This window comes from Levilactobacillus lindianensis, assembly GCF_003946095.1.
Lineage (GTDB): Bacteria > Bacillota > Bacilli > Lactobacillales > Lactobacillaceae > Levilactobacillus > Levilactobacillus lindianensis.
The window spans coordinates 20,807-37,504 of the sequence record NZ_RHOD01000009.1; the positions used below are offsets into that span (position 1 = coordinate 20,807).

The 16,698-nt window shown below is 51.0% G+C and carries 11 protein-coding genes; all 11 read right to left on the bottom strand.

Features of this window, described 5'->3' with window-relative positions; all coding sequences use genetic code 11:
* Positions 1-161: 161 nt before the first annotated feature.
* Complete coding sequence (alaS, locus tag EKM70_RS05080; protein WP_125545865.1) at positions 162-2,801, bottom strand: alanine--tRNA ligase; 2,640 nt, start codon at positions 2,799-2,801, stop codon at positions 162-164.
* 565 nt (positions 2,802-3,366) lie between these two features.
* Positions 3,367-4,725: a DEAD/DEAH box helicase gene (locus tag EKM70_RS05085; protein ID WP_125545867.1), complete on the bottom strand. Its 1,359-nt coding sequence runs from the start codon at positions 4,723-4,725 to the stop codon at positions 3,367-3,369.
* Positions 4,722-5,687 (bottom strand): DHH family phosphoesterase, encoded by a 966-nt coding sequence (locus tag EKM70_RS05090; RefSeq protein ID WP_125545869.1) that lies wholly within the window; start codon positions 5,685-5,687, stop codon positions 4,722-4,724. Before EKM70_RS05090 ends, EKM70_RS05085 begins: the two co-directional genes overlap by 4 nt.
* Before the next feature lie 97 nt (positions 5,688-5,784).
* A complete protein-coding gene (gene dinB / locus EKM70_RS05095) occupies positions 5,785-6,900 on the bottom strand; it encodes a DNA polymerase IV (RefSeq protein ID WP_125545871.1) in 1,116 nt (371 codons plus the stop codon).
* 142 nt (positions 6,901-7,042) lie between these two features.
* The gene (gene yajC, locus EKM70_RS05100) at positions 7,043-7,459 is read right to left on the bottom strand and encodes a preprotein translocase subunit YajC (protein ID WP_225416383.1); all 417 of its coding nucleotides are present in this window, start codon (positions 7,457-7,459) and stop codon (positions 7,043-7,045) included.
* Positions 7,460-7,567: 108 nt separating this feature from the next.
* Positions 7,568-8,587 (bottom strand): Holliday junction branch migration DNA helicase RuvB, encoded by a 1,020-nt coding sequence (gene ruvB / locus EKM70_RS05105; protein ID WP_125545875.1) that lies wholly within the window; start codon positions 8,585-8,587, stop codon positions 7,568-7,570.
* Between the two features lie 21 nt (positions 8,588-8,608).
* Positions 8,609-9,214, bottom strand: coding sequence for a Holliday junction branch migration protein RuvA (gene ruvA, locus EKM70_RS05110; protein WP_125545877.1), 606 nt, complete (start codon positions 9,212-9,214; stop codon positions 8,609-8,611).
* Between the two features lie 75 nt (positions 9,215-9,289).
* On the bottom strand, positions 9,290-11,290 hold the full coding sequence (gene mutL / locus EKM70_RS05115; protein ID WP_125545879.1) for a DNA mismatch repair endonuclease MutL: 2,001 nt from the start codon (positions 11,288-11,290) through the stop codon (positions 9,290-9,292).
* Positions 11,291-11,311: 21 nt separating this feature from the next.
* Positions 11,312-13,966 (bottom strand): DNA mismatch repair protein MutS, encoded by a 2,655-nt coding sequence (gene mutS / locus EKM70_RS05120; protein WP_125545881.1) that lies wholly within the window; start codon positions 13,964-13,966, stop codon positions 11,312-11,314.
* Between the two features lie 21 nt (positions 13,967-13,987).
* Positions 13,988-14,785, bottom strand: a complete 798-nt coding sequence (locus EKM70_RS05125; RefSeq protein WP_125545883.1) for a TIGR00282 family metallophosphoesterase — start codon at positions 14,783-14,785, stop codon at positions 13,988-13,990.
* A 219-nt stretch (positions 14,786-15,004) separates the two neighbouring features.
* Positions 15,005-16,564: a ribonuclease Y gene (gene rny, locus EKM70_RS05130; RefSeq protein WP_125545986.1), complete on the bottom strand. Its 1,560-nt coding sequence runs from the start codon at positions 16,562-16,564 to the stop codon at positions 15,005-15,007.
* Between the last annotated feature and the right edge of the window lie 134 nt (positions 16,565-16,698).

A 16,698-nucleotide genomic window follows, 5' to 3' on the forward strand; every position in this document is an offset into this window, starting at 1 on the left:
ACCCCCGTACTTCCTCACTTAGCCTCAATTTTACTCGATCAGCTGGCAAACTACAACGACCGCCACCTAATGTAATCTATTCGTAATACTGCTGTTACCAAGGGAGCCGCCCTAAATTCTGGACTGCTCCCCCGCGTCGCATTTTAACTTAATTCAATGGCTTAGTCCTGATCCGCTAACCAAGTTTCAGCAGCGGTCATGGCATCTGGTAACCCAGCTGGGTTCTTACCACCGGCCTGGGCCAAGTTTGGCCGTCCACCCCCACCACCATTAATCTTTGGTGAGATGGCTTTGATCAAATCGCCAGCTTTAACCTGTTTCTGTTTGTCGGCACTAACGGCGACGATCAAGTTAGCCTTACCGTTGACTTCGGCTCCCAATACTAACACATCCGAAAGGGCTTGGTCACGCCAAGTGTCAGCGAGGGCCCGTAATTGGTCCATCTTGGACACCTGAACCGTCCCACTGATCAGCTTGTAATTTCCAGCCGTAACCACGTGGTCAAAGACGGCACTGGCCTCTTGACTTGCCAGCTTGCCTTCTAAGGTCGCTTGTTTCTGTTCTAAGGCCTTAACTTGAGCTTGTAGGCTCTGGACCTTCTGTTCCACTTCAGTGTCCTGAGTGACCTTTAAATCGCCAGCTACGGCGTCTAAGATTTCACTCCGACCCTGTAAGTAGCGATAAGCAGCGGCTGAGGTAACGGCTTCGATCCGTCGTACCCCGGCACCCACACCAGATTCGGAAGTAATCTTGAACAGCCCAATTTCGTTCGTGTTCTTTACGTGATTCCCACCACAAAATTCGGTCACAAAGTCGCCGGCACTGACTACCCGAACGACCTTACCGTACTTTTCACTAAAGAGAGCAATGGCGCCCATCTTTTTAGCAGATTCAATGTCGGTTTCCACCGTCGTAACGGGAAGTTCCGCAAAGATCTTCTCATTAACGATGGCTTCGGCCTTGGCCAAGTCGGCAGGATCAACCTGACCGAAGTGGGTAAAGTCAAACCGCAAGTAGTCCCCTTCAACCAAGGAACCGGCTTGTTGGGTGTGCTCACCAAAGACGTCACGTAAGGCCTTATCCAACAAATGGGTTGCGGTATGGTTCTTTTCGACCTTACTGTGGAAGACCGTGTCAACCTTGAGCTGGTAAGTTGCGCCCTTCTTCAAAGGTGCAACGACCGTCAGTGTATGCAGGTTCTGGCCGTTAGGCGCGTGTTGCACATCGGCAACGTGAGCAACCACGTGTCCGGCTTCATCCAAGATGTCCCCTTTATCCGCAACTTGACCACCCATTTCGGCATAGAACGGCGTCTTGTCGAACATGGCTTCGGCCGTTCCAGTCGTGGCTTCATCGGCCAGTTGGTCATCAACGACCAACTCAGTCAACGTACTGGTTGTTGCTAATTGCGTGTAACCCACGTATTCACTCGGGGTTGTCACGTTGATTAACAAGTCGTGCTGCAGGCCCATCGCCTTTTGCTTGCCCCGGGCGTTGCGTGCCCGATCCTTTTGCTTCTGCATCTCGGCCTTGAAGCCGTCAACATCCACCGTAATGCCTTGATCGTCGGCATATTCTTCGGTTAATTCAACCGGGAAGCCGTACGTGTCGTAGAGTTTGAAGGCGTCGGGGCCGGCAATCTGGTTGCCACCCTGCTTCTTCAAATCAGCAATCAGACTGTTCAACAGCGTTAATCCGCCATCCAACGTTTCCCCAAAGCGGTCTTCTTCAGAACGAACCACCTTGGCAATGTAGTCGGCTTGTTTGAGCACATCTGGGTAGTAAGATTGCATAATCTTCCCAACCACTGGCACTAATTGGTCTAAGAAATCCCCTTCGATCCCCAGTTTTTGACCGTTAACAATGGCCCGCCGAATTAAACGACGGATCACGTAGCCTCGGCCTTCGTTACCTGGTAAAGCACCGTCACCAATGGCAAAAGTAATGGCCCGGGCATGGTCAGCAATCACCTTGAAGGACACGTCGTCCTCGTGATTGGCACCGTACTTCTTGCCATCGCTGAGTTCTGCGGTCTTCTCGATAATTGGTAAGAAGAGGTCGGTTTCAAAGTTAGTCCGCGCATTTTGGAAAATCGAAACAACCCGTTCGAGCCCCATCCCCGTATCAATGTTCTTCCGTGGCAATGGCTTGTAGGTCCCATCTGGCTCATGGTTGAACTGCGAAAAGACGATGTTCCAAACTTCAAGGTAGCGTTCGTTTTCCCCACCAGGATAGTTTTCAGGATCATCGGCGGCCAGGTTGTTGAAATCTTCGCCCCGGTCATAGAAAATTTCGGAATCAGGACCCGAAGGACCCTCACCAATATCCCAGAAGTTATCTTCCACGGCGATGATGTGGTCGGGTGCCACGCCGGCAGCCTCCCAATCAGCCTTGGCATCGGTGTCCTTGGGATAAACGGTCATGTATAGTTTATCTGGATCCCAACCAAACCAGTCAGGTGACGTCAAAAGTTCCCACGCCCAGGTGATCGCTTCTTTCTTGAAGTAATCCCCCACGGAGAAGTTCCCGAGCATTTCAAATAACGTGTGGTGCCGGGCAGTCTTCCCCACATTTTCAATATCATTGGTCCGGATACTCTTCTGTGAAGAGGTTAACCGTGGATTCTCTGGCACAACTTGGCCGGAGAAGTATTTCTTCATGGTCGCAACCCCAGAGTTGATCCACAGCAACGACGGATCATCCTTAGGAACCAGCGATGCACTGGGTTCAATCGTGTGGCCCTTAGACTTGAAAAAGTCCAGGTACATCTGGCGAATTTGACTGCTACTTAGGTCTTTCATCTCTCAATACCTCCAAAAAAGTATAAAAAACACCGTTGCCCGTAAAGACGCCGAAGCGCGGTACCACTTTACTTGCAACGATGTTCTAATCGTTTACCTCTTAAACTCATAACGCTGAGTCGCGATGTTTCCGAGGGAGCACCAGCATCAAACCGAATCGTTTTTCACAGCAGCCAAAACGTTTCTGAAAGACGGTCAGACATGGCATATCCTCAAAAGTTTATTTAATTGTTGTCCATTTGAAATTATAGGTGGCCACCGTCGCCTTGTCAATCTTCGACACTGAATATGTTTGTCTCTGTCCAGCGCCTTCGGGTTGGTGAACATGGGCTGGAGGACGCCCAGAGCCGAAGTGCGGTCTCTGAACTTGCCCTTAAGCCTCCAAAACCGAGTCTCAAGGGCACCAATTCTCTAAGCGGTAAACCGCTAAGCGAATTCCCACAGCTGAGCCCATGTTCACCAACCCTACGGCTGACACGGTGTGTTACTTCGATAACGGTAAAGTTTTACGCCAACGCCACCGTCTTACCTATAGATTCACACACCCGTGCGTTACCAGTTAGTTTTATTGGTAACGATCTGACTCACGCTTACGACGCTTCCGTTCGTTTCGGGCACTCTGACGGGCGGCAACCCGCTTTTCCTGGTCCTTACGACGATGAATTTCTTGCTTGATTTGATGCTTGTAACCAGGCTTGATCTTCTTCTTCTTTTTCATCACGTAACCAATCAGTGATGGGTCCAGTTTTTGCGTACTCTTACGCCGCTGTGTCCGCCGGTTTCGGTCATAGGAATCAACAATTTCACCGTTACTGATCCGCTTAGGCTGGAACTTAATGCCCATCTTTTCAATCTCAGCAATCTTGGCTTCTTCATCTGGTGAGTACAGGGTAATCGCCGTTCCTGGCATCCCCTGACGACCGGTCCGGCCAACCCGGTGAACAAAGAAATCCAGATCTTCTGGCACATCATCGTTAATCACGTGGGAGACCCCTTCAATATCAATTCCTCGAGCAGCCAAGTCGGTTGCGACAACGAATTGGTACTGGAGATTCTTCACTTCACGCATGACCCGCTTTCGTTCACGGGGTTTGATACCCCCGTGAATCATGGCGACCTTCAGACCCTGGGCCTTCAAAAAGTCATGGATTTGTTCCACTCGATCCTTGGTGTTGGCAAAGATCAGAACCAGGTAGGGTTCCCCCATCGTGATCAATTGATAGATCAATTGATTCCGGTTTTGACCCTTGGTTGAAATTAACCAGTTATCGATCGTCGATGAGATCACCGTCGCCGTTGGAATTTCTTCAATAACGGGATGATTCATGTACTTCTTCAAGAATGGATCGAGTCGTTGTGGGATCGTTGCGGAGAACACCATCATTTGAAGGTGGCTTGGCATCCGACTGGCAATCTTATCAACTTGGTCTAAGAATCCCAGATCCAGCGTCATGTCGGCTTCATCGACAACGAATTGCCGCGTGGTGTGGACATCTAAGGCCTGTGATTGGATTAAATCTTGCACTCGTCCAGGAGTTCCGATCACGAGTTGTGGTTGGTAATGGTGTAATTTATTCACTTGACGCTGCTTATCAGTTCCCCCGACGTAGTTCCCAATTCGAATTTCAAATGGGGCTTCGGCGGCCAATTGTTCCGCCGCGGTGTGAATTTGGTAAGCCAGTTCCCGGCTCGGCGTGGTAATCACGGCTTGAACTTGGTTTTCTGACGTTAATTGATTAAAAATTGGCAGTAAAAAGGTATGGGTCTTACCACTCCCGGTTTGGGATTGGCCAACCACATCTTTCCCCGAAGCGATTACGGGGATTAATTTAGCTTGCACCGGTGTTGGCTCGGTGAAACCAATCTTTTGCAAGGCCGTCATCAAGTACGGTTGCAAGTTGAATTGCTTAAAATTTGCGGTCATTCATTTTCTCCTTTATCGTTAGCCACTAACTCATCGAGTTCATGGATAACTTGGTCGATCTCGGCTTGGTCCTTGGCCGAAGCCCCACTGGCTAGCGCGTGTCCGCCCCCGCCATGAGCCTTCGCCAATCCATTGATAGATGGGCCCTTAGACCGTAACCGAATCCGGTACGTATGATCTTTTGATTCGACAAAAATTGCCCAAGCAACCACCGTCGTGATCTTACCCGGCAGTGGCACCACCGCAGACGTTGAGTCCCCGGTGCCCAGGCCGAAGGGTTCCACCACTTCGTCACTGAGCTTCAGGTAAGCCGCCCCACTCGGTAAAATCGTTAGGTTCTGATAAACATATGCCGATAGTTTAGCCACGGCCGGTGACACTTCGTCTTCGGCTTGGTTGACCGTCGTTGCGGAGAAGTCATAGGTCATGAGCTTACCCGCAACGGCCATCGTGTTTGCTGAAGTGGCGGGATACATGAAACGTCCCGTATCCCCGACGATGCCGGCATACAGTAGTCGAGCGGCATCGTCTGGCATAACCAGATCAGTTTGATTAACGGCGAACCAGTCATAAATGATTTCGGACGTGCTAGACGCCTGGTCTAAGACCCATTGAAGATCTCCAAAGGCATCCTCATTAGGATGATGATCAATCTTAATCACCTCAGCCCCAGTCTGCCAGCGTTCATCGTCGACCCGTGGTTGATTGGCGGTATCCACAACAATAACCAACGCATCCTGATAGACGTCATCGCTTACGTCCTGGTCGGCCTGACCCATCCAGTCGAGTCCTGGATAGTGTTTGCCCACCGCATAGATGGCTTTCTCCGGAAAACTAGCACGGAGAATGTCCCGTAAAGCCAGCTGAGCCCCGATACAATCGGGATCTGGTCGTTGATGACGGTGAATAATAATTGTTTTAAATTTTTTAATTTGTTCTAAGATGGCAGCTTCAATAGCCATAAATGTTCACCCATTCTCTATCCGATTTGTCGACCTAATCGCGTCGATACCGCGTTTCAGTATACAAGTTTTACGGGGTAATATCAAAGGAAGTCGATCATTTTACCGGATGATCGTCAAATAAGGGAAGTGTGATGTTCTCGAAGGCCAATGGCGCTAGCCCCGTCAACGTAATTCCCAGGAGCCGAACTTCCTCATCGGATCGGGCCACCTCGTGGTAAATTTCTAAGGCCAAGTCATAGTAAGTCTCGGCATCATTAGCGATAAAGTCTGCTTGCGTCACCCGCCGTGTCACCGTATTGAACTCACTATCCCGCAGTTTCAGTACCAGGGTCTTACCATGCCGCTGTTTCTGCCGCATGGTTGCGGCCACAAGATTGGCGAGATATTGTAACTGCGCCTCCACTTCGCCCAAAGTGGTCAGGGGCGGGCCATAGGTGCGCTCCTTGCCAATGGATTTGCGTTCCCGCTGATATTCAACCGGTCGGTCATCGATTCCCCGAACCCGCTGGTAGAGGATATAGCCGAATTTACCAAAGTCATGAATCAAACTCAGCTGACTGCGCTGGTAAAGGTCGGCGCCATTGTGAATGCCGAGATCATACATCTTGGGCACAGTCTTCTTCCCCACGCCCCGAAACCGTTCAATCGGTAGTGCCATCAGAAAGTCATGGGCTTCTTCGGGCATGATGACACTGACCCCCACCGGCTTGCGAAAGTCCGAAGCCTCTTTAGCCAGAAACTTACTGTAGGAAATCCCCGTTGAACAGGTCAGATGGGTCTGATCAAAGATTTCCGTCTGAATGGCATGCGCCACCTGAACCGCCGAATGTAAATGATGCTTATTCTCGGTCACATCCAGGTAGGCTTCATCGAAGGCCACCGTTTCAATCTTGTCGGTATATTCATGGAAAATGGCGTGAATCTGGTCCGACACCTGCCGATATAACGGAAAGTTGGGCGTCTGGAAGATTGCCTTAGGACTCAGCTTAAGGGCCTCACTCGCACTCATCGCGGAATGGACCCCGGCCTGCCGTGCCACATAGTTGGCAGTCGCCACTACCCCACGGCCCCCGGTCTTACGGGGGTCTTGGGCAATGATCAGGGGGTGGCCTTTGAATTCGGGATGGTCCCGCTCCTCAATCGAAGCATAAAAGGCATCCATGTCGACGTGGATAATCTTACGTTGCTTCTGTTGATCGGTCGGTTCCATTCGAATTCCCCCTTTCAGATCGGTGTATTAATACTTAAATTATATCCAAACATACGTTTGCCGGCAATGAAAATGTTTGTCACCATTGGGATTTTTAGGCGAAAAAAAACGACCTCCAATTAAACGGGGTCGTTAGAAGTGCTTATTCAGCGTCGCTGTCGGAGTCAGACTTTTCAACATCGTCAGTCTTGGCTTCAGCATCAGTTGATTCTGCTGGGGCTTCTTCAGCTTCTTTGGCTGCAGGTGCTGCAACGGCTTGTGGGCCTTGTGCAGAAACGGCAGAAATCGCCCGCAGGTCAAACGTCAAGAAGATCCCGTCACAATCAAGGGTAGCGGTCTTGTCGGTGTCGTTGATTTCATCAATAACCCCGTGTAAACGGCCGATGGTAACGACGTGGTCACCCTTCTTTAATTGGCTCATCATTTCGCGGTGCTTCTTTTGTTGCTTTTGTTGTGGACGCACCATGATAAAGTACATCAAAACTAAAAATACAACTAAAATTGCAATGGTTGGTAATGAACTGCCCTTAGCAGCAGCAACTGTTAAATTTCCAAACACACTCATTCACTCCTTCATTTCATCTCTATTGAACAACTCTACCAGAATCAAGAGATTCCGTCCAATTATTTCTAAAAGAACCACAATTGGTCGGTTTCCCTGACCCGATCAATCACGATGGGGCATCTCAATGCCGAGATGTTCATAGCCGGCAGCGGTGACAACTCGCCCACGCGCCGTTCGTTTCAAATAACCCCGTTGTAAGAGGTACGGCTCATACATTGCGGCCACGGTCTCTGTCTCCTCACCCACGTTGGCAGCTAACGTTCCAAGGCCCACGGGCCCGCCGTCGTAGTAGTCAATCATGGTGCGCAGTAACTTGATATCCGTGCTGTCTAACCCCGCCGAATCCACACGCAGTAGGTTCAAGGCGTGATCAACAATTGCCACATCAATCGTCGAGTGATCGGGCGACACCTCGGCAAAGTCACGGATCCGCTTTAACAAGCGGTTGGCGATCCGTGGCGTCCCTCGAGAACGCAAAGCAATCTCGTGTGCCCCTTCAGTGGCAATCGTGGTGTTAAAGATGGCGGCCGATCGCTGCACAATCTCCTGAAGATCCTCCGTGCGATAGTAAGCCATGTGTTCCACGATCCCAAATCGATCCCGAAGTGGCGCCGACAAGAGACCTGCCCGTGTCGTTGCCCCAATTAAGGTAAAGGGTGGCAACGGGAAGTGCACTGGATGGGCGGTTGGTCCCTGACCAACCACAATGTCAATATAGAAGTCTTCCATTGCCGAGTACAACATTTCCTCAACAATCTTCGGCAAACGGTGAATTTCATCAATAAAGAGAATGTCGCCAGGTTGGAGTTCATTTAAGAGTGCCACCAAATCCCCTGGCTTCTCGATTGCCGGTCCGCTGGTCGTGCGAATCTGCACGCCCATTTCGTTGGCAATCACCATCGCCATGGTGGTCTTTCCTAGTCCAGGAGGCCCGTACAACAGGACGTGGTCCAATGACTCTTCCCGTTGTTTAGCGGCCTGAATGTAAACCCGGAGCTCATGCTTAATCGGATCCTGACCGATGTATTGTTGCAGGGTCTGGGGACGCAGAGACTTTTCAATCGAATCCTCCCCTTCATCGGCGGGTTCCGGTGAGACTAGTCGTTCGTCATCATCAGCCATGTTCGTGGCCTCCTTTCAGTTTTACTTGGTCAGCAGGCGTAAGCCCTCACTGAGATAATCGTTGGTATTGCTTCCCGCAAATTGTTTGAGCTTAGGCGTGATCTTCTTGATCGCCGCTGCCCGATAGCCCAGAGCATCCAGGGCCGCTAAAGCGTCGCTGAGTTCTGGACTGACGTTGCCATCACCCGCTACCTCTGGGGTAAAGAGATCTTGGCTAGCTGGTGCGGCCAGATCGTCAAGCTTGCCCTGCAGGTCCAAGACAATCTGCCCGGCCGTCTTCTTACCCACTCCAGGAAACTTCGTGAGAAAACTGACATCATTGGTCCGAATGGCTTGCATCAGGCCTTGGTGGTCGGGATTAGCCAAGATGGCCAAGGCACTCTTGGGTCCAATACCATTAACATTAATTAATTTCAAGAATAGTTGTTTTTCATCATAATCGGCAAAACCATACAGCGTCTGGGCCGAATCACTCACCGCCTGGTAAACGTAGACCGTCACGGGGGTCGTTCCCACCTGATAACGGTATGGGTTGGCGGTATTGACTAGGTAGCCAACGCCATTCACGTCGATAACCACGTGTGTCGGGGTGACCGCCGTGATGGTGCCATGAAGGTATTCATACATGAGGCGTCTCTTCTCCTTTAGGAAACATATGTTTGCTTCTCAAATTGTACCACATTGTCGGCAACTGCGGCAGGGTTATTCCCCCCAGTCGTCGCCACTGTGGTGCGGATCTTGAATTCGCTTGAAGAGTCGTTGTAAGTCCTGATCCGTAAAGTGAACCAGAACTGGCCGGCCGTGAGGACAATTAAACGGGTTCTCGGCAGTTGCCAACTTAACCAGTAAGGCCCGTGCCTGCTGATCGTCCAGATGGTGGTTGGCCTTGATGGCCCGTTTACAACTCATCATGATAGCCGTCTTCTCCCGAAAGGCTGCCACTGAGATCTTCCCATCCTTTAGGACCCAGTCGACCATCTCTTTAATCGTATCTTCCTCTTGTCCCGCCTTGAACCAGGTTGGATGCTCGTGAACGATGAAACTATTCGGTCCAAACGATTCCAACCGCACCCCGACACTGGCTAACGTTTCCAAATGAGCGTTGAGATCCAAGACATCAGTCGTGGGATAATCCAAGACGATCGGCACGAGTAGCCGTTGCTCATCATCACTGACCTCACCGATCGCCTGGCGATAGTACTCGTAATTAACGCGTTCCTGAGCGGCATGTTGGTCAATCAGGTAGAGTCCCTCATCGGCCTCCGCCAACAGATAGGTCCCGTGAACCTGTCCTAAATACCGTAGCTTAGGAAAGCGCGGCACGTCGGGATCGGGTTCCGGCGCTGTTAAGGGCTGACTCGCCACCGGCTGTTCTGCCGAATGACCGCTACCTAGTGGCGCCGCCGGTTGTTCCTGTCGATACTTCTCGTCAAAGGCCTTCAGCTCTGGTGTTGAAAAGTCCGAACGTTGGTGGACCACCACGGGTTCTACTGGCACCTCTTCCGGTGTTTGTAAGGGTTGTGGCCCCTTATCTGCCGGTGTTGACACCGTTGGTTGGTTAGGTGATGCGGTGAGCGTCGATTCCGCTCGTTCCGCCGGCGTTGGTGCGGCATGTAACGGATACTTCGTTGAGGCATCATTTAAGGCCATAATCAGTTGATCTGTGTGGTCGTCTTCCCGCTTCTTCTGCGGTAACTCTCCGTACGCATCCGGAATCAAGTTTTCCCGTGAGAACCGATCGAACACGGTCTTTTGAATCAATTGTGTCAATTCGGGTTCCTGACTGATACGGACTTCTTGTTTCGTGGGATGAACGTTCACGTCCACTAAGAGGGGATCCATCGTAATCGTCAGAACGGCAATGGGATAACGTCCCACCATGAGTTTCGACCCATAGCCGGCTATTAAGGCTTTACTCAACTGAAAGTTATGAATGAACCGTCCGTTAAGCAGAATCGAAATGTACTGCCGACTAGCCCGGGTCAGTTCTGGTAGGCTGACGTAACCAGCCACCTTGAAGTCTGAATTGTCACCCTTAATGGCTACCATCTTGCGCGCACTTTGTACGCCATAGATCCCGGCAATCACCTGCTGGAGGTCACCGCGCCCCGCCGTCCGGGTTAGTTCTCGGCCATTGTGAACCAGTGAAAAGGCAATCTCTGGATAGCTCAAGGCCAATCGATTGACGATATCGGTAATCCGTGCCAATTCGGTAGCCGGTGACTTGAGATATTTCAAGCGTGCCGGCACGTTACCAAAGAGATCCTTGACCGTGACCGTCGTCCCCTTGCGAGCTTCGGCGGCGCTATGGTCTTGGATGATACCCCCAACATTATGAATCATGGTCCCGACCCCGCCGGTTGACGTCGTCAACGTCACATCGGCCACAGAGGCAATACTAGGCAAAGCTTCACCCCGGAACCCTAAAGACTTGATGCGAAAGAGGTCTCGTCGATCGGTAATCTTACTGGTAGCGTGTCGTTTGAAGGCCATCTCGGTGTCTTCATCCGCAATGCCATCCCCGTCATCGACGACGCTAATGCGCTTTAGCCCGGCCTCTTCCACCGTGATATCGATCTGCGTGCTGTGAGCATCCACGGCGTTTTCCACCAATTCTTTAACGACAGATGCTGGCCGTTCAACCACTTCACCCGCCGCAATTTGATCGGCCAATACCGAAGCCAGTTCATGAATCTTAGCCATTAGCGTTCCTTCCTTTCATCGCTATTTTGAGAGTTTTTGTTGCCATTTATAGACTTGACTCATGACGTCCATCGGTGTCATCCCCATCAGGTTTAGATGACTGATCTGGTCAATCACCTTGGCCTGAGCTGGAGTAACCTCGGGTTCGTCTGTAAAGAGTGACAGCTGTTGATCATCCCCATCAGCTGGTGCCGGAGCTTCCTCACTGGTAGCCGATGCCGTAACCGGTTCCGGTTTCTGCGCGGTCTCGACGGTTGTAGTGACCGCCGCTGACGTTGCCACAACCGGCTTCTCAGCTGCGGATTCTTCGAGATCGGTCAAAATGACATCCGCCCGTTTCAACAGTTGTTCGGGCATCCCGGCTAGTTTAGCCACGTGAATCCCATAGGACTTATCGGCGGGACCTGGTTGCATTTGATGTAAGAAGACCAGATCACCGTCCTGTTCGACAGCCCCCACGTGAACGTTACGGAGCTGCTTCAAGGAATCTTCTAGCGCCGTTAATTCATGGTAGTGGGTTGAGAACAGCGTCTTGGCATGGACGCGATTGTGAACATATTCAATAATCGCTTGAGCCAAGGCCATCCCATCATAGGTCGCGGTCCCCCGCCCAATCTCATCGAAGAGAATGAGGCTGTTGGCGGTAGCGTGGCTAAGCGCTCGGTTGGCCTCTTGCATTTCCACCATGAAGGTACTTTGTCCGGAAATAAGGTCATCGGCGGCGCCAATTCGCGTGAAAATCTGGTCAAAGATTGGCATCTGTGCAGCCTCGGCTGGCACGAAACACCCCATCTGAGCCATGATGACCGTGAGCGCCAGCTGACGCATGTAGGTACTCTTCCCGGACATGTTGGGCCCAGTAATTAGAAGAATATTGGTGTCATCGTTCATGCGAACGTCGTTGGGAACGTAAGATTGACGACCCAAGACTTTCTCAACAACCGGATGCCGACCCTGCTTAATCTCGAGGTCGTGACCAGGTACCAGTTCAGGTTTAACGAAATGATAGTCCTCACTGACTACCGCAAAGCTTTGGAGAACATCCAGACTGGCGATGATCGCTGCTAACTTTTGCAGACGCTTGATAGCCTGCTTAACCGTCTCACGTAAGGTGGCGAAGAGTTGGTACTCTAAGGCGACCGACTTTTCTTCGGCCTCTAAGATCAGGCGTTCTTTGTCTTTCAACTCTGGCGTTGAGAAGCGTTCGGCATTCGTCAACGTCTGTTTCCGTTCATAACGGTCCTTCGGTAGCTTGCTGAGGTTCACCTTGGTGACCTCAATGTAGTAACCAAAGACGTGGTTGTAGCCAATCTTCAAGTTGTTTATTCCCGTGACCTCGCGTTCATGGGCCTCTAACTCGGCTAACCAAGTTTTGCCGTGCCGCATAGCGTCACGGTATCGGTCTAGCTGTGCGTTATAGCCATCACGGATAACGCCCCCATCCGTCACGGACAAGGGAGGTTCAGGGACAATTGCCGCACGAATTGCCGCGGCCACGTCCTCGACGGGATCCAGATGTGCGAGCGTTTCGTCAAAGACACTTTCACCTAAATCGGCAATCGTGTGTTCAATCTGTGGGACCTGTTCTAGAGACGTCTGTAACTGAATCAGGTCCCGACCATTGACACTCCCAAAGGCAACTCGACCGGCCAAGCGCTCCAAATCATAAACCTTGACCAATTCGGCCTGCAAGTTACTGCGCTCGAAGTAGTGATCTAACAGTACGCCAACCTTAGCTTGTCGTGTTTCGATGGCTTTCCGATCGATCAATGGTCGATCCAGCCACTGCTTGAGGAGTCGTCCCCCCATGGCCGTCTTGGTCTCATCCAGTAACCAGAGCAGCGTCCCAGATTTCTTTTTGGTCCGCAGGTTCTGAGTAATTTCCAGATTGGTCTGTGAAGAATGGTCCATTTTCAAAAATGACGCCGGTTGATAGGCCACCGCCCGTTGTAAGTGCGCCAGGCTCCGCTTCTGTGTCACCGTCACGTAGGTCACCAAGACCGCCACCACGCGCTTGAGCGGAGCTGTCTTTAGGTCTTGTTGAACGTAACTCAATTCGGCGCTCTCCTGAACCTCGAGCTGCTTAGAAATCATCATGCCTAACTGCTTCAAGCGATCTCGCAGTGTCTCAGGCACCGTCTCATCCACGACGACTTCCTTGGTCTGCAGGCCCATGAGTTCATTGACCACAGCATCGTCGCCCTGAATCTCAGCGGCCTTAAGTTCCCCCGTCGAGAGATCCGTATAGGCCAGACCATAGTTTGCCTGGCTAGTCATCGTTAGCGCTGTCAGATAGTTATTCCGTTTGGCACCAGCGGCACCGGTATCGGTTTGAGTACCCGGTGTGACCAGCTGAATGACCTCACGCTTCACCATACCCTTAGCTAACTTGGGATCCTCCATCTGTTCACAAATGGCGACCTTGTAGCCTTGATCCACGAGAATGTCGATATAGCTCTGAACCGCCTTGTGGGGCACCCCACACATAGGAATCGGGTTCTTCGCACTGTGACTTCGAGTCGTCAGGGTGAGCTCCAAGATCTGAGACCCCTTCACCGCATCCTCATTGAACATTTCATAAAAGTCCCCGAGTCGATAAAATAAAAAGGCATCCGGGTACTGATCTTTAATTTTCTGATATTGGGCCATCATGGGCGTCGTTTTCGTCATGAAAATTGGTTCATCCTTTCAGTAACTCTAGCTTTGGTACGGGTGTTGCGGGCTGATTAAGATCGGCCGGATTCGTGAGGCGTGACCAGTCTTATCGTTCAAGTCAATGACACAACCGGATAGGAGTCCTGCGCCCTTTTCTTGAACGGTATAACGTGTCGGCCGTTGGTTTTCAAAACGTTCGATCACACTGTCGGCCTGCATTCCAAGAACACTGTCGGCCGGACCGGTCATCCCGACTTCCGTCAAGAAGGCCGTCCCGTGCTTCAACACTTGGGCATCACTGGTCTGAACGTGGGTATGAGTCCCCACCACCGCGGAGAGCTGACCGTCGTAGCGCATAGTAAAGGCCCGCTTCTCGCTGGTTGTCTCGGCATGGAAATCGACAAAAACAAAGTCGGTATCCAATTGGGGAAGGAGATCCTTCATGGTCGCAAAGGGATCATCCATGGGATTCATGAAGACCCGTCCTTGCATATTGACCACCGCTAAGACTTGCTGATTAACCTTAACCTTGGTCCAACCTTGCCCCGGGGTGTTATCTCCAGGAAAGTTGGCGGGCCGCACCAGACGATTGGCACTACCAATAAAATCGTAGAGTTCCGCGTTATCCCACGTATGGTTACCCATGGTGACCACGTCGGCCCCGTCCTTCAACAGCTGCTTGTAAATACTCTGACTGATACCACGCCCAACTGGGGTTGAGTTTTCCCCATTGACGATGGTGACCTGGGGCTTTAAGTCCCGTTTTAATTGCGGCAGGTACTCATGAATCATAGCCACACCAATATTTCCAACAACGTCACCAACAAAAAGAATACGCATCTTCGTTCCCCTATCTATGACCCCTATGGGTCCTGGTTGACCGGTCAATCCGATCATTTTTTCATTCTATTCAAGTCGGTTCGGCTCACCTAGCCACCACGGCTGGGCCGACGCGAACCACTTCGCTTAATTCTGTCAATTGCATACGGTCTATTTTACCATGGATTTACCCCAATGACGTAAAAAAGCTAGGACCGCAATTGGCCTAGCTTCTCTGACTTATTTCGCATATTCAACTGACCGGACTTCCCGGATGACAGAAACTTTGACGTGACCTGGATAATCCAAGTCGCCCTCAATTTGCTTCTTGATGTCTCGTGCCAAGACAACGGCATCCGTATCGGAAATCTTCTCTGGCCGCACGATGACTCGAACTTCACGTCCCGCTTGAATGGCAAAACTATGGTCGACACCGTCAAATGAATTGGCGATGGTTTCCAGTTTGTCTAAGCGATGAATGTAGCTCTCTAATGTGTCTGAGCGTGCGCCTGGACGGGTAGCCGAGATAATGTCGGCAGTCCCTACCAGTTCCGCAATCACAGATTGCGAAGCCGTTCCGTCTGCTTGAGCGGCAATGGCATTCACCACGACAGAGCTCTCACGATATTTCTTCGCAAGTTCCATCCCTGTGGTAATGTACGAATTGTCGTCCTCATGTTCCGCAGCACGGCCAATATCATGTAATAATCCTGCACGTTTTGCTAACGTAACATCCTCACCTAATTCAGCAGCCAATACCCCAGTGATCTTGGCAACCTCGACTGAATGGGCCAAAGCATTCTGCCCATGAGAAATTCGGAAATTCAAGCGGCCAACTGCTTTAACCAATTCGGGATGCATCGAGTGAATCCCGAGATCAAAGGTTGTTTGCTCACCAATCTCCCGGACACGTTCGTCCAGTTCTTTCTTGGCTTTTGCCACCATTTCCTCAATCCGTGCCGGATGAATCCGACCGTCTTGAATCAATTTCTCCAATGCAATCTTGGCAACTTCTCGCCGTAAGGGGTCAAAGCCACTCAAGACGACTGCTTCCGGCGTATCATCGATAATCAAATCAATCCCGGTCAACGTTTCCAAGGTCCGAATGTTCCGTCCTTCACGACCGATAATCCGGCCCTTCATGTCGTCGTTAGGCAACGTCACAACGGTAATCGTTGTTTCAGTCACCATATCAGCGGCACTCCGTTGAATGGCAGAGACAATCAGGTCCTTCGCATTAGCCTGGGCCGTCTTACGAGCCGTCTCTTCGCTTTCTTGAATCATTTTTGCCCGTTCCCCGGCCAGAGAGGTCTTAGCCTCTGAGATGATCAGGTCGCGTGCATCTTCCTGGGATAACGCCGCAACGGTTTCGACCGCTGCCTGTCGCTTTTCAATCAGTGAGTCTGCCTGTTGTTGTTTCTTCGCTAAATTCTGTTCTTCGGCACTGAGCTTTTTGTCTCGGCGATTCAAGGAGTTCTCTCGCTTTTCCAGAGAGTTATCTTTCCGGTCCAGTGACTCTTCTCGTTGAATCAAACGGTCCTCTTGCTTCTGAACTTCGGCACGACGTTCTTTCAGCTCGGTTTCGACTTCCGCCCGATACTTGTGGCTGTCTTCTTTGGCCTCTAACAAGGCCTCTTTAGTAGCCGTCTCAGCTTGCTTCTGCGCTTCCGCTAGCACACCTTTAGCGGTGTACTTAGCGGCATCTAGCTTGCGTTCGTGGACAGATTTACGATAATAATACCCGCCCACAACACCAACAACGATAGCGATGATTGCGAGGATTATAGTTGGAACAGTCATGATTCCACTCATGATTCCACCTCCGCATCATCAAAAATGACTAATTTAAAATCAGACTTTTCAAGATGTTGTTATGATTACTGACACAACCTCAATTTTAATGGTTGCCGTGAACGCTGTCAACTAAACTCATT

What these genes read in the sequence shown, in the direction of transcription:
- alaS (WP_125545865.1), bottom strand. Translation starts at nt 2,801, where the DNA reads ATGAAAGACCTAAGTAGCAGTCAAATTCGCCAGATGTACCTGGACTTT.
- EKM70_RS05085 (WP_125545867.1), bottom strand. Translation starts at nt 4,725, where the DNA reads ATGACCGCAAATTTTAAGCAATTCAACTTGCAACCGTACTTGATGACG.
- EKM70_RS05090 (WP_125545869.1), bottom strand. Translation starts at nt 5,687, where the DNA reads ATGGCTATTGAAGCTGCCATCTTAGAACAAATTAAAAAATTTAAAACA.
- dinB (WP_125545871.1), bottom strand. Translation starts at nt 6,900, where the DNA reads ATGGAACCGACCGATCAACAGAAGCAACGTAAGATTATCCACGTCGAC.
- ruvB (WP_125545875.1), bottom strand. Translation starts at nt 8,587, where the DNA reads ATGGCTGATGATGACGAACGACTAGTCTCACCGGAACCCGCCGATGAA.
- ruvA (WP_125545877.1), bottom strand. Translation starts at nt 9,214, where the DNA reads ATGTATGAATACCTTCATGGCACCATCACGGCGGTCACCCCGACACAC.
- mutL (WP_125545879.1), bottom strand. Translation starts at nt 11,290, where the DNA reads ATGGCTAAGATTCATGAACTGGCTTCGGTATTGGCCGATCAAATTGCG.
- EKM70_RS05125 (WP_125545883.1), bottom strand. Translation starts at nt 14,785, where the DNA reads ATGCGTATTCTTTTTGTTGGTGACGTTGTTGGAAATATTGGTGTGGCT.
- rny (WP_125545986.1), bottom strand. Translation starts at nt 16,564, where the DNA reads ATGACTGTTCCAACTATAATCCTCGCAATCATCGCTATCGTTGTTGGT.